Source organism: Angelakisella massiliensis, assembly GCF_900104675.1.
GTDB classification, from domain to species: domain Bacteria; phylum Bacillota; class Clostridia; order Oscillospirales; family Ruminococcaceae; genus Angelakisella; species Angelakisella massiliensis.
Map to the genome: position 1 here is coordinate 2,052,030 of NZ_LT629945.1, position 14,591 is coordinate 2,066,620.

Here is a 14,591-nt window from a genome sequence, read left to right on the forward strand (position 1 = left end):
AGCGAGGGCAAGAGCTGTGCAAGAGAAGGTAAAGGGCTTTCTGGAAAGTGGAAAGCGTTTTTGGAAGAATACAGGGAAAAACGTTAAAATCGCTCTGGCTGTTTTGCTGGTGCTGATGCTGGCGGTCATCGGGATTCTGGTGGCATATCAGATCAACAAGCCCTATGCCACACTGTTTACCGAACTCAATCAAAGCGATTTGACGGCAATTGTTTCCTACATCTCCGATCAGGGGATCACAGATTTTAAAATAAGCGGCAATAACACCATTTTGGTGCCGGAGGACCAGGAAAACAGTTTGAAGGCGCAGCTGCTGACACAAGGTTATCCCAATTCCGGTTTTGCCTACTCCACATATTTTGACCATGTGGGAAGCCTGACCACTGAGGCTGAAAGAAATACATTGATTCTTTATGAATTACAGGACCGCACCGCCGCCGTCATCCGCAGTATGGATGGTGTGCAGGATGCGGTAGTTCAGTTTACGCCGGGAGAAGACAATACCTATGTGCTGGATGCAGGCAACGTGGTGGAGGCTTCCGCCTATGTAGCGGTGACCATGAAGGCCGGAAGAACCCTGGAAGCCACCCAGGCCAAAGGAATCCAGACCTTGGTCAGCCGTGCCCTTCAGGGGCTGAAGGTGGAGAACATCAGCATTGTGGACTCCTACGGCAATGTGTATTCCCCGTCTGATACCGTGGGCAATATTCAGGATTCTTCCCAGCTGAAGCTTCAGCTGGAGACCCAGGTCAACAATACTGTGCGGACCAACATCATGCAGGTGCTGGCTCCGCTGTACGGTACAGACAATGTCCGTGTGAGTGTCAACAGCAATATCAATGTTGACCGTATTTATACCGACGCGACCGACTACAGCCTGGAAGATTGGGCACAGGGCGGCAGTACCGGCGGCGAAGGGATCATCGGCAAAAAGATTTATGATCAGCAGGTGGTCCGGGATGATGGTACTGTTGCAGGTGGTATAGCCGGCAGCGAGACCAATTCTGATATTCCTACTTATAATGAAGATGAGCTGGAAACAAACGGGAACGAAACGGCTTCCAGCATTTCCGGTGAAAAAGAGTATCTTGTGGACCAGCAGAAGCAGCAGACGGAGCATATGGCCGGAACCGTTACCGACCTGATGGTTTCTGTAACCATCAATGCCGATGCGGGCGGATCGGTGAGCGAGGAGGATCTGTACGCTCATATTGCCCGGGCAGCCGGTATCAGTGCTGTGCAGCAGCAGGAAAAAATCCATGTGCTGGTTGCTCCTTTCTATCAGCCCAGCGTGCTTCCTCTTCCTTCTCCGGAGGAGCTGCCTGAATGGGTGCTGTATGCCGCTATAGGCGGCGGAGCTCTGGTGCTGATCCTGCTGTTGGTGCTGCTGATTTCTCATCGCAGACGCAAGAAGAAGGCGCGTCTGGCTGAGAAGGCGCTGCAGGATGCTCAGGCACGGGAGCGGGCTCGCACTATAAAGGAGGGAGCCGAGATCATGGATATGCAGACGGAAAAGAGCATGGAGCTGCGGAAGGATGTCCGCAAGTTTGCGGAGGAAAATCCTGAGATCGCGGCGCAGATGGTCAAGAGCTGGCTGCGGGAAGGAGATAGTACAGAATGAGCGACACAGCAGGAGCGGCTGGTGTGAAAAACGGCCACGGGTCTCAGAAACTGGCCAGGCAGCAGAAGGCGGCTGCGGTGATCGTTTCGCTGGGCGCGGACAAAGCCTCCCAGTTATATCAGTATATGGATCCTGAAGATGTGGAGCAGATCACATTGGAGGTCGCTAAGCTGGGATATGTGGATTCCGAGACCACTGAAGAGGTGCTCAAGGAATATTATCAAATGTGCCAGACCAACAAGGCGGTAACAGAAGGCGGCCTGGAGTATGCCAGAGAGGTACTGAAAAAGGCTTACGGCGTTCAGGCTGCGGACAACCTGTTGGACAAGGTGACCAAGACCCTGAAAAACAGAGAGTTTTCCTTCCTCAACAAGGCGGATGAGAAGTCTCTGTATGCGGCGCTTCAGCATGAAAGACCTCAGACCATCGCTTTGGTACTTTCTTATGTGGATCCGGAAAAGTCTGCTGCCGTTATTGAGGAGCTGGACCCGGATATACAGATGAATGTAGTGGAGCGGATCGCTAACATGGAAAGCGCTTCTCCTACCGCTGTCAAGATCATCGAGGCGGAGATGGAAAAGAAATTCACCAATCTGGTCAGCACCAACAATGTCAAGGTGGGCGGCGTGGATTATGTCGCCAGCATCATGAACAATCTGGATCGCGCCAGTGAGAAGAGCATCTTCGATCATCTCTCTGAACGCAACAAGGAACTGGCGGATGAGATTCGCAAGCGGATGTTCGTGTTCGAGGATATTATCACCATGGACGACCGCTCGGTGCAGCGCTTCCTGCGGGAGTGCAATCCCAGGGATCTGGTTTTGGCCCTCAAAGGCAGCAACAACGATGTGGCCCACAAGATATTTTCCAATATGTCCAGCAGAATGGCCCAGAGTATCCGGGACGATCTGGACATTACCACCAACGTCCGCATCCGGGATGTGGAAGAGGCACAGCAGCGCATCGTTTCTGTCATCCGGGACCTGGAGGAGAAAAACGAGCTGATCATTATCAAGGGTGGAAAGGACGAGATCATTGCCTAGTATTTTCAAAAGCTTCCTGAAGCCGGCGGTGAACCAATTTGTGTTCCAGGACGTGGATGAAATCGCCGTGGACACAGATGACGCGGCTGAAGGCAAGGATGAACAGCAGGATTCTGCCGAACAAAAGCAGGAGCAGCAGCCGGAAAACGGCGGATCGGTAGTCAGTTTCGCCAAGGTGCAGGCCCAGGAGATCATGGAAGACGCTCAGCGCCGGGCCGAGGAGCTGCTGGAGGAATACAGACGCCGGGGAGAAGAAGAGGCAGCGCAAATCCGGGAAGAGGCCAAGGCGGATGGATACCGTCAGGGCTATGAGGAAGGCCTGCGGAAAGCTCAGGTGGAAGGTCAGCGCAATCTGGAACAGCAGATGCATGATCAGACGGAGCAGGTGCAGCAGTTCCTGGTCAAGGCCACGGAGGCCCGGGATGAAATGCTCCAGCAATATCAGGATGAAATGCGGGATCTGAGCATTGCGGTTGCGGAAAAGGTGATCCATATCAGCCTTAAAAGCAGCTGCGCCGTTATTGCCCGAATGATTCAGGTGGCCACCGAAAAGCTCAAACGCCGCCAATGGGTCCACATTTATGTGGGCGGTTACAGCGCCAAGGAGCTTGCTCAGATCACACCGGAACTGATGACCTCCCTTGCGGGACTTTCAGAGCATATCAAGATCATCCCCATGCCGGAGGATGAGGCGGGCACCTGTATTATTGAGATGCCTGATGAAATCATTGACGCCAGCGCGTCTACACAGCTTCAGAATATCAGAAACATACTCAGTGAAGAGTGACGGTGCAGATGATCTTTTGGATCAATCCACATCCAGTGGTCCGGAAAGAAGGTGAAATGGATGTTTCAGAAAATGATTCAGCAGGTACGGGAGGCTGAAACCATCAGCTATACCGGAAAAATTGAAAACATTGTGGGAATGTCCATTGAAGCCTCGGGACGGGCCGCGGTGGGGGATATCTGCCAGATTTACAATGGCAGCTCCGGCGGACAGGTGATGGCAGAGGTGGTGGGTTTTAAAAATGACCACCTTCTGCTGATGCCTTATTCAGATATGAGCGGCATCTCCGCTGGTAACTTTGTCCGCAACACCGGCAGGAGGCTCAGCCTGATGATGGGTCCTTTTCTGAAAGGACGTGTGATCAACGCCCTGGGACAGCCCATCGACGGCAAGGGGCCATTCCCGGAAGGAACGCTTTTCTGTGTGGAGAATAACCAATATATCAACCCCATGACCCGTCCTCCCATCCGCCAGCGAATGGAGTTTGGCGTCAAGGCTATTGACAGCATGCTCACCATCGGCAAAGGCCAACGTGTGGGCATTTTTGCAGGCTCCGGAGTGGGAAAAAGTACCCTGATGGGTATGATCGCAAAAAACGTCAAAGCGGATATCAATGTGATTGCCCTGGTGGGAGAGCGTGGCCGTGAGGTGCTGGAATTTATGGAAAAGGATCTGGGACCTGAGGGCATGAGACGTTCTGTACTGGTAGTGGCAACATCCGATCAGCCTGCCATGCTTCGTAAACAATGTCCTTCCGTGGCCACTGGCATTGCAGAGTATTTCCGTGATCAGGGGTATGACGTACTGCTGATGATGGATTCATTGACCCGTTTTGCCATGGCTCAGCGGGAAATCGGTTTGGCGGTGGGGGAGCCTCCCGTCTCCCGTGGTTATACTCCCTCCATTTATGCCCAGCTTCCAAAGCTGCTGGAGCGCAGCGGAAATTTCCAGAAGGGTTCCATCACCGGGGTTTATACCGTGCTGGTGGAAGGTGACGATACCAACGAGCCCATCGCCGATACTGTGCGGGGTATTTTGGATGGTCATATCGTCCTTTCAAGAAAGCTGGCCAACAGCAGTCATTTTCCCGCCATCGACATCAGCGCCAGCATTTCCCGTCTGATGGCGGATATCGTTTCCGATGAGCATAAACGGCTGGCGGCGCAGATCCGGGATGTAATGGCGGTCTATGAAAAAAATGCGGACCTTGTTTCCATCGGCGCTTACAAGGCGGGCACCAACGCCAAGCTGGACTATGCGCTGAGCAAGATCGATGGCATCAATCAGTTTTTGATGCAGGGTGTCAATGAAACCTTCTCCTATGAAGAGGACCTGGAGGTCATGCGCAATCTTTTGTAAAAGGAGCGGCTGAACGATGAAAAACTTCAAGTTTTCTTTGGATTCGGTTTTGGGTTACAAGCAGCAGGTTCTGGATGAGCTGCAAAATGAATATGCCATCCTGACCGATCGGGTGCGCCGCCAGGAACTGAAGCTGGCCCAAACCAAGGAGGCGTATCGCTCCTGCAATCAGGAGTTCCGCAGCGCGGAAGCCGAGGGAATCACCATTGCGGAGGCCCTCCGTTTTGAAAATGATCTGCGCTTTTGGGAGAAGGAAGTGGAACAAAACACCCAGCAGCTTCTTGCCTTTCAGCAGGAGGCGGAGGAAAAACGGGCTCAAATGATCCTGGCCCGCCAGGACACCACTTCCCTGGAAAAGCTTCGGGAAAAGAAACATACCACCTATCTCAAAGAGGTGGAAAAGAGCGAAGAAATTTTTATTGAAGAATTGGTAGCCGCCCAGCGTGTCATGTCTGCGGGCGCATAAAGATTTGCTGTGTTCTGAAAAGCGGCGAAAGGAGGTGAGACAAGATGAAGATGAACGATATGATTTTGCAGATGACTTACGCGGCCAGTCAAACGATCCAGCCGCAGATGTCCCAGTCAGCTTCCAAACCGGAGCAGACAGAGGAGAAAAGCGGTTTCCACAGCCTGCTGGAGGAGAAAAAAACAGAGGCCGACAGACAGGAGGATAAAAATCCTCAGGGTGTTTCGGCACAGGAGAATCCATCCGCCGCGGAAAGCACCGCCGCGATGACCTCAGGTCAGTGGCTGACTTCTCAGGCCCAGCTGGCAGCAGGGATGCAGACCTTTCAGACGGCCGATGCGGTGATGGAAGGCATGACACCACTGGCGTCAGTCCAGGGAGAGGCGATGCCTGCGGCACCGGCGATTTCCCAGGTGCTCCAGACAGCAGAGACAGCTGATCCTGCCGCGGCAGCACAGCCCCAGGATGGAATGCCGGAAACGCAGCCGATGACGGACAAGGTTTCTCAGCTGGTACAGGCGCCGGAAGAACAAAATCCTCAGATCCAGCAGGGGCAGGGTGCCCGGTCCCAGGGAAATGGCAGTGCCATGGCGGAAGAAAAGGATGATTCTTTTCATGGACATCTGACAGATGTTCAGGTTTCCGCTTCCCGCGCCGGACAGACAGAACAGCCCTTGTTTGAAGGGGTGGAGTCCATGCCCCAGCGAGTGGGTGACGTTCCATTGGATACACAGGCGGAGGATTTTGACAACCGTCTGTCTGGGGAGATCTCTCAGGCTTTGGACAGCGGTGCTCAACGGTTGGAGCTGAAGCTGAGTCCGGAACATCTGGGCGAAGTGACAGTGGAACTGCTCCAGGATGGTGAAGGGGCGCTCCATGTGGTGCTTCATACTGACAACAACCAGGCAGCCAAGCTGCTCAGCGAACATTCCGGCACATTGGGAATGATGCTGCAGAATGGGCGTCAGGGAGAGGTTCATGTGGAGGTACACCACCAGAATACCGATGGACAGCCATGGCAGCAGCGCCAGGGAGAGGGACACAGCGGACAGGAGCAGCAACAGCAGCAGCAACAGCACCGCCGGTCCCAGGAACGGACAGATGAGTTTTTGCATCAGCTTCGTTTGGGACTTGTTCCATTGGAAGTCTGAAAGGAAGGAAAGAAAATATGAGCAGTGAATTTATGCCGCTGTCTCTGGATACGATGGCGGGGAACAGCGCCTATACATCCCGAACCACAGCGGCGCCTACCGATGAGGATTTGGGCAAACTGGGCATCACCGTCAAGGATCCGGATGATTCTGGGCTGGAATTTGAGGACTTTCTTCAGTTGATGGTCCAGCAGCTCCAGAACCAAACAATGGATAATACTGCGGATACCAGCGAGATGCTCAACCAGCTGGTACAGATGTCTACAGTAGAGATGCTTGCCACTGTGAAGGACAGCGTGGAGGCCATGGTGGATGCCAGCACCCTCAACTATGCCGCGTCACTGGTGGGCAAAACCGTTACAGTAGGCCGTTTGGATGATGACAACAAGCTGGAAGAAATCGTCGGCACTGTAACAGGTACAGGAACCTATCAGGGAATTTCGGTCATCTTTGTGGATGGAGAAATGTATGCCCTCAGCGACATCATGGCAGTGGGTACATTGCCGGAGGTTCCGGAAGAACCGGATGGCGGCGAGGGTGAAGGCGAAGGAGAAGGCGGAGACGGCACCGAAGGTGGCAGCGAGGTTCCGCCCACTACTGAGTAAACAGGGCGAAAGGATGAAAACGCCGATGATTGATGGTGTAACAAGGCAGATTGCTCTGGACCCCGCGGCACAAAAAGTGGATACCGGCAGCTGCGGCAGCACATCTTCCGGCGGTACGTTCCAGCAGGAGCTGGAGAAAGCACAGGCCCATCAGGTGGCTTTTTCCAAACACGCCATGGAACGGGCGGAAGAACGAGGAATCGAAGTGACGCCCCATCTGGTCAGCAGGCTTACCGATTCGGTGGAGCGGGCGCAGGCAAAAGGCGCTACCAACATTCTGGCTTTGGACCGCAGTCTGGCTTTTATTATCAACGTCCCCAACAACCGGGTCATCACCACGATGTCCCAGGATGAAATGAAAGAAAATATTTTTACCAACATTGACGGCGCGGTGATTCTGTAAAAACAGGAAGCAGGACCGAAAGGATGCTTCGGGAAGGATCCGATTGATCGTTTCCCGGTAACGCGCCTCAAGGCAAAAGACAAAGGAGTATGGTTAATTATGGCTCTTACAGGAGCGATGAGCGCAGGTATTGCGGGCCTGAAGGCCCATATGGATGCCCTGACTGTGGTGGGCAACAACGTGGCAAACGTCAATACACCTGGCTACAAGGCTGGTCGGGTCACCTTTAAAGAAAGCATTTATTCCACTCAGGCAGCTGGTTCCAACGGAACAGATACCATAGGCGGAACCAATCCCCGCCAGACCGGTTATGGATGCAGCGTGGGTACCATCGACCTGGATATGTCCTCCATGAATTTGGAATCCACCGGCAATGCCGCCGATGTGGCAATCCAGGGAGACGGTTTCCTGCTGGTAGGCAGCAAGGAAGGTGTGGATCTGGATAACCTGGATAAGCTGCTGCTTACCAGAGTGGGCGATTTGCGTGTTGATAACAACGGCTATCTCACCGATGGCTACGGCAACATTGTCTATGGCTTTGTTACCTGCAACGGCGATGAAAACGGCAAGAACACCACTCCTGGTTTGACGGGAGACGCCATCAGCACCCAGCTGGTGCCCATCCGTCTGCCCAGAGCAGCCACCAAGGATGGAGAGCCGGCAGGAGCCAGCGTGGGTGATGCCATTTATCCCGGCGTAAACGCTGACGGTACCAACAATTATGACAAATACGATGACTACGACTGCATCAGCTACAACAGCCTGAGCATTGATGCCAGCGGTAAGATCACCTGTTTCAACGGCAAAACCAAAGATCCGGTGACCATCGGCTATATCGCTTTGGGTACTGTTCCCAATCCCAGCGGTCTGACCCACACCGAAGGACCTTATTATCAGGCTTTGGAGGGCGCCGGTGATCTGAGCATCTGTGCTCCCGGCGGTTCTCTGGGCGGGCAGTATCTCAACAACAAGACACAGGGCGATTTGAGCACCATGCTGGGCTCAGGCGGCGCGTCCCTGCTTCCTGGCTTCCGGGAAGGTTCTGGTACCGATTTGGCTACCGAGTTTGCCAATATGATTACTTATCAGAGAGGCTATCAGGCCAATACCCGTATCGTTACGGTAACTGACTCCATGCTGGAGGAACTGGTGAATATGAAACGCTGATCCCATAGGGTCGGCTCGGTGAACCGGCGGGCCGTCAGGTCCGCCGGGGAAAACGCAGGAGGGTGAGTTTTATGATCGTGCTGAAGAAAATGAACGGTGAGAAGTTTTTGCTCAACCACAACCAGATTGAGTATATCGAACTGATTCCCGAAAGCAAGATTGTTATGATGAACCATGACTACTACATTGTGCAGGACAAGGTGGACGAAATTATCCAGAAGATCGCGGAGTATAACGCGAAGATACAGGATATTCACCGGGCGATCACCGTTTCAGACAAGCGCAGCTGAATAAGCCGGACATCGGAGAAACAGAGGACGAGATATGAATATCGTATACTTGATCGGTATGCTGTTGGCCGTATTCTTTGTAGGCTTTGGCATTGTGGTGGATTTGGGGGCTGATTCCTGGCTCAATCTGGACGCCCTGAAGCTTTTTCTGGATCCTGCCAGCGCCCTGATCGTTTTGGGCGGCACCTTTGCGGTGGTTGTGGCTTGCTATCCCAAGCAGGTACGTTCCATTGTGTCTCACTTCCGCATCATGCTCCATACCAAAACCTTTGATCCGGAGAAATACATCGATGAACTGACGGAGCTGGCGCAGATCGCCCGTAAAAACGGTCTGCTGGCTCTGGAAGAAAGGGCCAACCAGCAGGAAGATCCTTTTTTCAAGCAGGCGATCATGCTGATCGTGGATGCCACCGATCCGGACCGGGTACGCAGCATCCTTACCAATGATATTGAACAGACCTCGGAACGTCATGGAGAAGTAATCGCCATGTATGAGCGGGGCTCCAATGCCGCTCCCGCCTTCGGTATGGTGGGAACACTGATCGGTCTGATCAAAATGCTTTTCAATCTGGAAGCCGCTGATATGAGCTCTATCGGACCCAATATGGGCGTGGCTCTGATCACCACCTTTTACGGCTCTTTGCTGGCCCATGTACTGTTCAATCCCATTGCGGCCAATCTGGCGGCCCGGGATGAGGAGGAAGTGGTTTGCCGGGAGATTATTCTGGAAGGAATTATGGCCATCCAGTCCGGTGAGAATCCCAAGTTCCTCCGTGAGCGTCTGCTGACCTTTATGAATCAGAAACAGAGAGATCGCGGCGCGGGAAATGGAAAAAAGGCGAAACGTGGGCAGGGACAAAACGACCAGGCGCAGTGATGATGTCGCTGAGCTGATGTTGGGGGGATGGAACTGATGAAAAAAAAGAAAGGTGGCAGTGGCGGCGCCAACTGGATGGATACCTATGGCGACATGGTAACGCTGCTGTTATGCTTTTTCGTGATGCTGTATTCCATGTCCAATATGGATAAGAACAAATGGATCGCCCTGGTGGCGTCCCTTAATCCCAGCCAGAATATAGAGGAAGTTGTCAACCAGGAACAGGGCGGCGGTGTCACTCAAACAGAAATTGATCAGAATATGGATGAGCTTTACCAGACGTTGTCTCAATATATCGCCGAATCTGGATTGAGCGACAAAGCAAGTCTCACCAGAGGAAGCGGATATGTCTTTGTATCCTTTGACGATACAGTGTTTTTTGACGGGGACAGTTATGTGCTGCGGGAAGACGGAAAAAAGGTATTGGATCAAATCGCCCTGCCACTGTCCGAAGCAGGGGAATCCATCAATGAGATCCGGGTTTTGGGACATACCGCGCAGATGGTACCCGACCGTCCCAATAATGTGGAAGCGGACCGCTTTCTGGCCTCCAATCGGGCCACGATGGTGACGATTTATTTACAGGAGAAAAATATCATTGATCCAGCAAGACTGGTCAGTGTGGGATATGGTCAATGGCGTCCTGTGGCGGAAAACGACACTTCCGCGGATCGGGAGAAAAACCGCCGGGTAGAGCTGGTGGTAAGCGGTCTGCAGCTGGACGGCGAATATGGAGACAGTATTACACAGTATTATACCATGCGGAGCGAACAAGCCAATGAATGAGACTGCGGCGAAACGGCGGCGAAAGGCCGTTGTAAGCATCACCAGTAGCTGTAACCGGACGGGAGGTGAGAAAAATGGCGGAGGTTCTGTCACAAAGTCAGATTGACAGCCTGCTCAAGGCCGCGCGGAGCGGGGAAATGGATCTGGAGGCAACAAAAGAAAAGAGTGGGGAGAAAAAGTACCGCAAGTATGATTTTTACAGCCCCCGTAAGTTTACCAAAGACCGGTTGAAGATGCTGGGGAGCATTTTTGAAAATTATACCCGGATACTCAACTCCAGAATCAACGGTCTTCTCCATACCACCTGTGAAATCGAGGTGGAGTCGGTGGAGGAGCAGCGGTATTACGAGTTTTCCAACGCCCTTTCCGAAGGCGATGTACTTTCCCTGGCAGAGGTGGAAATTGAAAAGAAGCCTCAGCAGGAGGAGACCCCTGTACTGTTCCATTTCACTACTTCGCTGATGCTCAGTATGATGGATCGTCTGATGGGTGGTGACGGAAATTTGGGAATGAGGATTTCCGCCGGCTACAACATGACCGATCTGGAGCTGAAGCTTTATGAGAGTATCGTTAAGGACATGATCCAGATACTGGGGAACAGTTGGGAAAATTATCTGGATGTCGACTTCAAATTCCGCCGGGTTGAAACCAATCCAACGTTGGTGCAGCTCATCGGCGTGGATGAAACAGTGGTTATTGTTGGAGTCAGCATCCGGTTTCCCAACGTTTCCGGACAGATGAATATCTGCTTGCCGGGGATGATGCTCACCAATATTTTCGGCAAGATCACATCCGGGAATCAGACCGGCCGGGGCGGAGGAGAAGACAACTCCGAAGAAATTATGGGAATTCTCCGGGATTCCCAGCTGGAGCTCACCGCCGAATTGGGCCGTACCACTTTGCAGCTTCAGGATATCTATTGCCTCCATGTGGGCGATGTGATTGATTTGGGACACGCGGCTTCGGAGCCTGTTCAGCTTTATGTGGGAGGCAGGCCGTGGTTCAGTGGAAAAATAGGTACGCAAAACGACTATATGGCGGTCAAAGTTGTGGAGACCTATGAGGATCATGGAAGAAGGGAAAAGTAAGGGCTATGGAACAAAAAGTATTTAACGCGATGGAATTGGATGCCATTGGCGAAGTGATGAATATCAGCCTGGGTTCCTCGGCCACCGCGGTTTCAAATCTGCTGGATCACAGGGTGGATATCACCACGCCGATGGTATCCGTGGTACCGGTGGAGGAGTTCAGTCTGGGAGATCTGGAGCCGGCCATTGCGGTGGAAATCAAATATGTTTCCGGACTGGAAGGCAGCAATATCATGCTGCTCAAACGCAACGACGTCAAGGTGATTGTGGATATCCTGATGGGTTCGGAAATGCCGGAAGAGGAGTTTGAGCTCAATGATCTGACCATCAGCGCGGTGTGCGAAGTGATGAATCAGATGATGGGAGCAGCATCCACCGCTCTCTCGGATTTTCTGGGCCGGCCGGTGAATATCTCAACCCCCACATCCTACACCCTGGATGATTTGGCGCAGTTTAAAAATGACCATTTCCGCACGGCGGACGGTTTGCTGGTGGTTGTGCGCTTCATGCTGCGCATCGAAAACATTTTGCAGAGCGAATTTGTCAATGTTATGTCGGTGGATTTGGCACGGGAACTGCTTTCCGGTTTTGGTATGGGAGAAGACAGCCTGTCAGCCAGCGCGGCACCCAAAACAGTTTCCGCTCCGGAGCAGCCACAGCAGCCTGCGGCGCAGCAGGCGGAAACCGGTTCTTCCGGTGGTACGCTCAGCCAGGAGGAAATTGAGCGCCTGATGGGCGGCGCAGCGCCATCCGGTCAGCAAACGCCGCCGCAGACACAGCAGAATCCCTCCGGCGGCAAGCTCAGCCAGGAGGAGATCGAGCGCCTGATGGGCGGTATGGCCGCACAGCAGACACCTCCTCCCCAAGCAGAGCAGAATCCATCTGGCGGAAAACTCAGCCAGGAGGAAATCGAGCGTCTGATGGGCGGCATGTCGGCCGAGATGGCAGCGCAGCAAGTGTCTCCTGTCCAGCCCGCTCCCGCACCCTATCAGCAGCCGGTACCGGCACAGCCTCAGCCGGTTTATCAGCAGCCCCCCGTTTACCAACAGCCTGTACAGGCACAACCTGCTTATCAGCAGCAGCCGGTCTATCAGCAGCCTGTTTACCAGCAGCCTCAGCCTCTTTATCAGCCGGCTCCCAAGGTGATCAATACAAAGCCGGTACAGCTGCCGGAATTGGATTTGACCAAAACACTGGGAGAGGAACAGGCACGGAATCTGGATCTGATCATGTCCGTTCCCCTGGAAATCTCGGTGGAGATCGGCCGCACCAGAAGAAAGGTGGAGGAAATCCTCACCTTCTCCAAAGGCTCTCTGGTGGTGCTGGACAAGCTGGCTGGAGATCAGGTGGACATTCTGGTCAACGGACTGTGTGTGGCACGGGGAGATGTGGTGGTCATTGATGACAACTTTGGTGTGCGTATCACCGAGGTGCTCAAGCAGCCCCATTTGTTGGATCTGGCTCAAAAGAGCTGAAGCATAAACTACAAAGGAAAACCTACAGAAAAGGATGAGAAAAATGGCCAAGATTTTGATTGTTGATGATGCCGCTTTTATGCGGAAGGTGATTCGCGACATACTGACCAAAAACGGATACAGCGACATCCATGAAGCGGTGGACGGAATGGACGCAGTGGAGAAGTATAAACAACTCCAGCCCGATCTGGTGCTGATGGATATCACGATGCCCAACATGGATGGCCTGGCAGCCCTCAAGGAGATCCGTGCCGGTGACAAAAACGCCAATGTGGTTATGTGCTCCGCCATGGGCCAGGAGGCTATGGTGCTGGAGGCGGTACAGGCAGGCATCAAGGACTTCATCGTCAAGCCCTTTAAAGAGGACCGGCTGATGAAAACTGTCACCACCATTCTGGGCAGCAAGTAAACACCATGACCACAGAGTTGATGGATGTGCTGCGGACGCTGTTTGTGACAGCAGCGATTCTGGTTTTGGCTTATCTGTTCACCCGCCATGTGGCCGGTCGGTCAGCTTCCGGAGGAACGGGCCGTCTGTTCCGGCGCTCCATGACGATTCTGGAACAGATACCTGTGGGAAAGGACCAGAAACTGCTGTTGGTGAAGGTTGGCGATGACTGCTACCTTTTGGGCTGTACACCTGGGGGCATCACCTGTCTGAACCGTTTTACCAGGGAAGAAGCTGAAAGATGGCTGTCAGCGGAGCGGCAGTCCGTCACACCGGCAGCGGAGACCTTTGAGCAGCTGCTTCGGAACAAAATTTTGCGGCAAAAGCCCGATGGGGAAGGAGAGGAAAAAAATGGACGCGCTGATTAATGTCAACGGCGAACAGGTGCAAACTCTCCAAATCATCTTTATTACCACTCTTCTTACCCTTCTGCCATCCATGGTGGTGATGATGACTTCTTTTACCAGATACATCATCTCATTTTCCTTTCTGCGCTCCGCCATGGGTCTGCAGCAGAATCCGCCCAACATGGTGCTGATCGGAATGGCCTTGTTTCTGACCCTCTTTACCATGTCGCCGGTGGTGGATGACATTCGGGTGGATGCCTATGAGCCTTATATGGCTGAGGAAATCACCCAGGAGGAGTTCTTTACCCGGGCAGAGCAGCCGCTGAAGGAGTTCATGGCCCGGCAGACGGAAAAAAGCTCTCTGGAGCTGTTCTGCGGTCTGGCCAAGATAGATGTTCCTCAGGGGGAGAATGTACAGGATATCCCGCTGCGTGTTTTGGTTCCTGCTTTTATGACCAGCGAGCTGAAACGGGCTTTTATGATCGGTTTTTATCTGTACATACCTTTTGTGCTCATTGATGTGGTGGTTGCTTCCACGCTGATGTCCATGGGAATGATCATGCTGCCGCCATCAATGATCTCCATGCCCTTTAAGCTGCTGCTGTTTATTGCCCTGGATGGTTGGGAGCTGCTGTTTTCCACACTGGTACAGGGTTTCCGATGAGGGAAGGAGGTAGG

At 53.1% G+C, this 14,591-nt stretch carries 17 protein-coding genes; all 17 read left to right on the forward strand.

All coding sequences use genetic code 11. The features are described 5' to 3' along the window. The first annotated feature begins 16 nt into the window (after positions 1-16). A complete protein-coding gene (fliF, locus tag BQ5383_RS15065) occupies positions 17-1,621 on the forward strand; it encodes a flagellar basal-body MS-ring/collar protein FliF (protein WP_071433311.1) in 1,605 nt (534 codons plus the stop codon). Next, the gene (gene fliG / locus BQ5383_RS15070) at positions 1,618-2,664 is read left to right on the forward strand and encodes a flagellar motor switch protein FliG (protein ID WP_071433313.1); all 1,047 of its coding nucleotides are present in this window, start codon (positions 1,618-1,620) and stop codon (positions 2,662-2,664) included. The genes fliF and fliG overlap by 4 nt, the downstream gene beginning before the upstream one ends. After that, positions 2,657-3,451, forward strand: a complete 795-nt coding sequence (locus tag BQ5383_RS15075) for a FliH/SctL family protein (protein ID WP_071433315.1) — start codon at positions 2,657-2,659, stop codon at positions 3,449-3,451. The genes fliG and BQ5383_RS15075 overlap by 8 nt, the downstream gene beginning before the upstream one ends. A gap of 60 nt (positions 3,452-3,511) precedes the next feature. Then, positions 3,512-4,810 carry a FliI/YscN family ATPase gene (locus BQ5383_RS15080; RefSeq protein WP_071433317.1) on the forward strand — a complete coding sequence of 433 codons (1,299 nt, stop codon included), beginning with the start codon at positions 3,512-3,514 and terminating at the stop codon, positions 4,808-4,810. Between the two features lie 16 nt (positions 4,811-4,826). After that, positions 4,827-5,276, forward strand: coding sequence for a flagellar export protein FliJ (gene fliJ / locus BQ5383_RS15085; RefSeq protein WP_071433319.1), 450 nt, complete (start codon positions 4,827-4,829; stop codon positions 5,274-5,276). Between the two features lie 44 nt (positions 5,277-5,320). Further along, a complete protein-coding gene (locus BQ5383_RS15090) occupies positions 5,321-6,427 on the forward strand; it encodes a flagellar hook-length control protein FliK (RefSeq protein ID WP_071433321.1) in 1,107 nt (368 codons plus the stop codon). A 17-nt stretch (positions 6,428-6,444) separates the two neighbouring features. Beyond that, entirely contained in the window at positions 6,445-7,032 is a 588-nt protein-coding gene (locus tag BQ5383_RS15095) for a flagellar hook assembly protein FlgD (protein ID WP_071433323.1), read from the forward strand. Between the two features lie 25 nt (positions 7,033-7,057). Next, positions 7,058-7,435, forward strand: a complete 378-nt coding sequence (locus BQ5383_RS15100) for a TIGR02530 family flagellar biosynthesis protein (RefSeq protein WP_071433325.1) — start codon at positions 7,058-7,060, stop codon at positions 7,433-7,435. A 99-nt stretch (positions 7,436-7,534) separates the two neighbouring features. Next, the gene (locus BQ5383_RS15105) at positions 7,535-8,602 is read left to right on the forward strand and encodes a flagellar hook-basal body complex protein (RefSeq protein WP_071433327.1); all 1,068 of its coding nucleotides are present in this window, start codon (positions 7,535-7,537) and stop codon (positions 8,600-8,602) included. A 71-nt stretch (positions 8,603-8,673) separates the two neighbouring features. Beyond that, positions 8,674-8,892 carry a flagellar FlbD family protein gene (locus BQ5383_RS15110; RefSeq protein ID WP_071433329.1) on the forward strand — a complete coding sequence of 73 codons (219 nt, stop codon included), beginning with the start codon at positions 8,674-8,676 and terminating at the stop codon, positions 8,890-8,892. Between the two features lie 34 nt (positions 8,893-8,926). Continuing rightward, the gene (locus tag BQ5383_RS15115) at positions 8,927-9,769 is read left to right on the forward strand and encodes a motility protein A (protein WP_071433331.1); all 843 of its coding nucleotides are present in this window, start codon (positions 8,927-8,929) and stop codon (positions 9,767-9,769) included. A gap of 36 nt (positions 9,770-9,805) precedes the next feature. After that, complete coding sequence (locus tag BQ5383_RS15120) at positions 9,806-10,555, forward strand: OmpA/MotB family protein (RefSeq protein WP_071435162.1); 750 nt, start codon at positions 9,806-9,808, stop codon at positions 10,553-10,555. A gap of 74 nt (positions 10,556-10,629) precedes the next feature. Next, a complete protein-coding gene (gene fliM / locus BQ5383_RS15125) occupies positions 10,630-11,643 on the forward strand; it encodes a flagellar motor switch protein FliM (RefSeq protein ID WP_071433333.1) in 1,014 nt (337 codons plus the stop codon). Between the two features lie 5 nt (positions 11,644-11,648). Then, entirely contained in the window at positions 11,649-13,118 is a 1,470-nt protein-coding gene (gene fliN, locus BQ5383_RS15130; RefSeq protein WP_071433335.1) for a flagellar motor switch protein FliN, read from the forward strand. 43 nt (positions 13,119-13,161) lie between these two features. Further along, a complete protein-coding gene (locus BQ5383_RS15135) occupies positions 13,162-13,527 on the forward strand; it encodes a response regulator (RefSeq protein WP_071433337.1) in 366 nt (121 codons plus the stop codon). 5 nt (positions 13,528-13,532) lie between these two features. Beyond that, a complete protein-coding gene (locus BQ5383_RS15140; RefSeq protein ID WP_071433339.1) occupies positions 13,533-13,934 on the forward strand; it encodes a FliO/MopB family protein in 402 nt (133 codons plus the stop codon). Further along, positions 13,918-14,577: a flagellar type III secretion system pore protein FliP gene (gene fliP, locus BQ5383_RS15145; protein WP_071433341.1), complete on the forward strand. Its 660-nt coding sequence runs from the start codon at positions 13,918-13,920 to the stop codon at positions 14,575-14,577. The genes BQ5383_RS15140 and fliP overlap by 17 nt, the downstream gene beginning before the upstream one ends. Positions 14,578-14,591 lie beyond the last annotated feature (14 nt).

Bases quoted from the DNA above. Each gene is read 5' to 3' on its own strand.
- BQ5383_RS15105 (WP_071433327.1), top strand. From the start codon at position 7,535: ATGGCTCTTACAGGAGCGATGAGCGCAGGTATTGCGGGCCTGAAGGCC.
- BQ5383_RS15095 (WP_071433323.1), top strand. From the start codon at position 6,445: ATGAGCAGTGAATTTATGCCGCTGTCTCTGGATACGATGGCGGGGAAC.
- BQ5383_RS15090 (WP_071433321.1), top strand. From the start codon at position 5,321: ATGAAGATGAACGATATGATTTTGCAGATGACTTACGCGGCCAGTCAA.
- BQ5383_RS15135 (WP_071433337.1), top strand. From the start codon at position 13,162: ATGGCCAAGATTTTGATTGTTGATGATGCCGCTTTTATGCGGAAGGTG.
- BQ5383_RS15120 (WP_071435162.1), top strand. From the start codon at position 9,806: ATGAAAAAAAAGAAAGGTGGCAGTGGCGGCGCCAACTGGATGGATACC.
- fliM (WP_071433333.1), top strand. From the start codon at position 10,630: ATGGCGGAGGTTCTGTCACAAAGTCAGATTGACAGCCTGCTCAAGGCC.
- fliG (WP_071433313.1), top strand. From the start codon at position 1,618: ATGAGCGACACAGCAGGAGCGGCTGGTGTGAAAAACGGCCACGGGTCT.
- BQ5383_RS15080 (WP_071433317.1), top strand. From the start codon at position 3,512: ATGTTTCAGAAAATGATTCAGCAGGTACGGGAGGCTGAAACCATCAGC.
- BQ5383_RS15100 (WP_071433325.1), top strand. From the start codon at position 7,058: ATGATTGATGGTGTAACAAGGCAGATTGCTCTGGACCCCGCGGCACAA.
- fliJ (WP_071433319.1), top strand. From the start codon at position 4,827: ATGAAAAACTTCAAGTTTTCTTTGGATTCGGTTTTGGGTTACAAGCAG.
- fliP (WP_071433341.1), top strand. From the start codon at position 13,918: ATGGACGCGCTGATTAATGTCAACGGCGAACAGGTGCAAACTCTCCAA.
- BQ5383_RS15140 (WP_071433339.1), top strand. From the start codon at position 13,533: ATGACCACAGAGTTGATGGATGTGCTGCGGACGCTGTTTGTGACAGCA.
- BQ5383_RS15115 (WP_071433331.1), top strand. From the start codon at position 8,927: ATGAATATCGTATACTTGATCGGTATGCTGTTGGCCGTATTCTTTGTA.
- BQ5383_RS15110 (WP_071433329.1), top strand. From the start codon at position 8,674: ATGATCGTGCTGAAGAAAATGAACGGTGAGAAGTTTTTGCTCAACCAC.
- fliN (WP_071433335.1), top strand. From the start codon at position 11,649: ATGGAACAAAAAGTATTTAACGCGATGGAATTGGATGCCATTGGCGAA.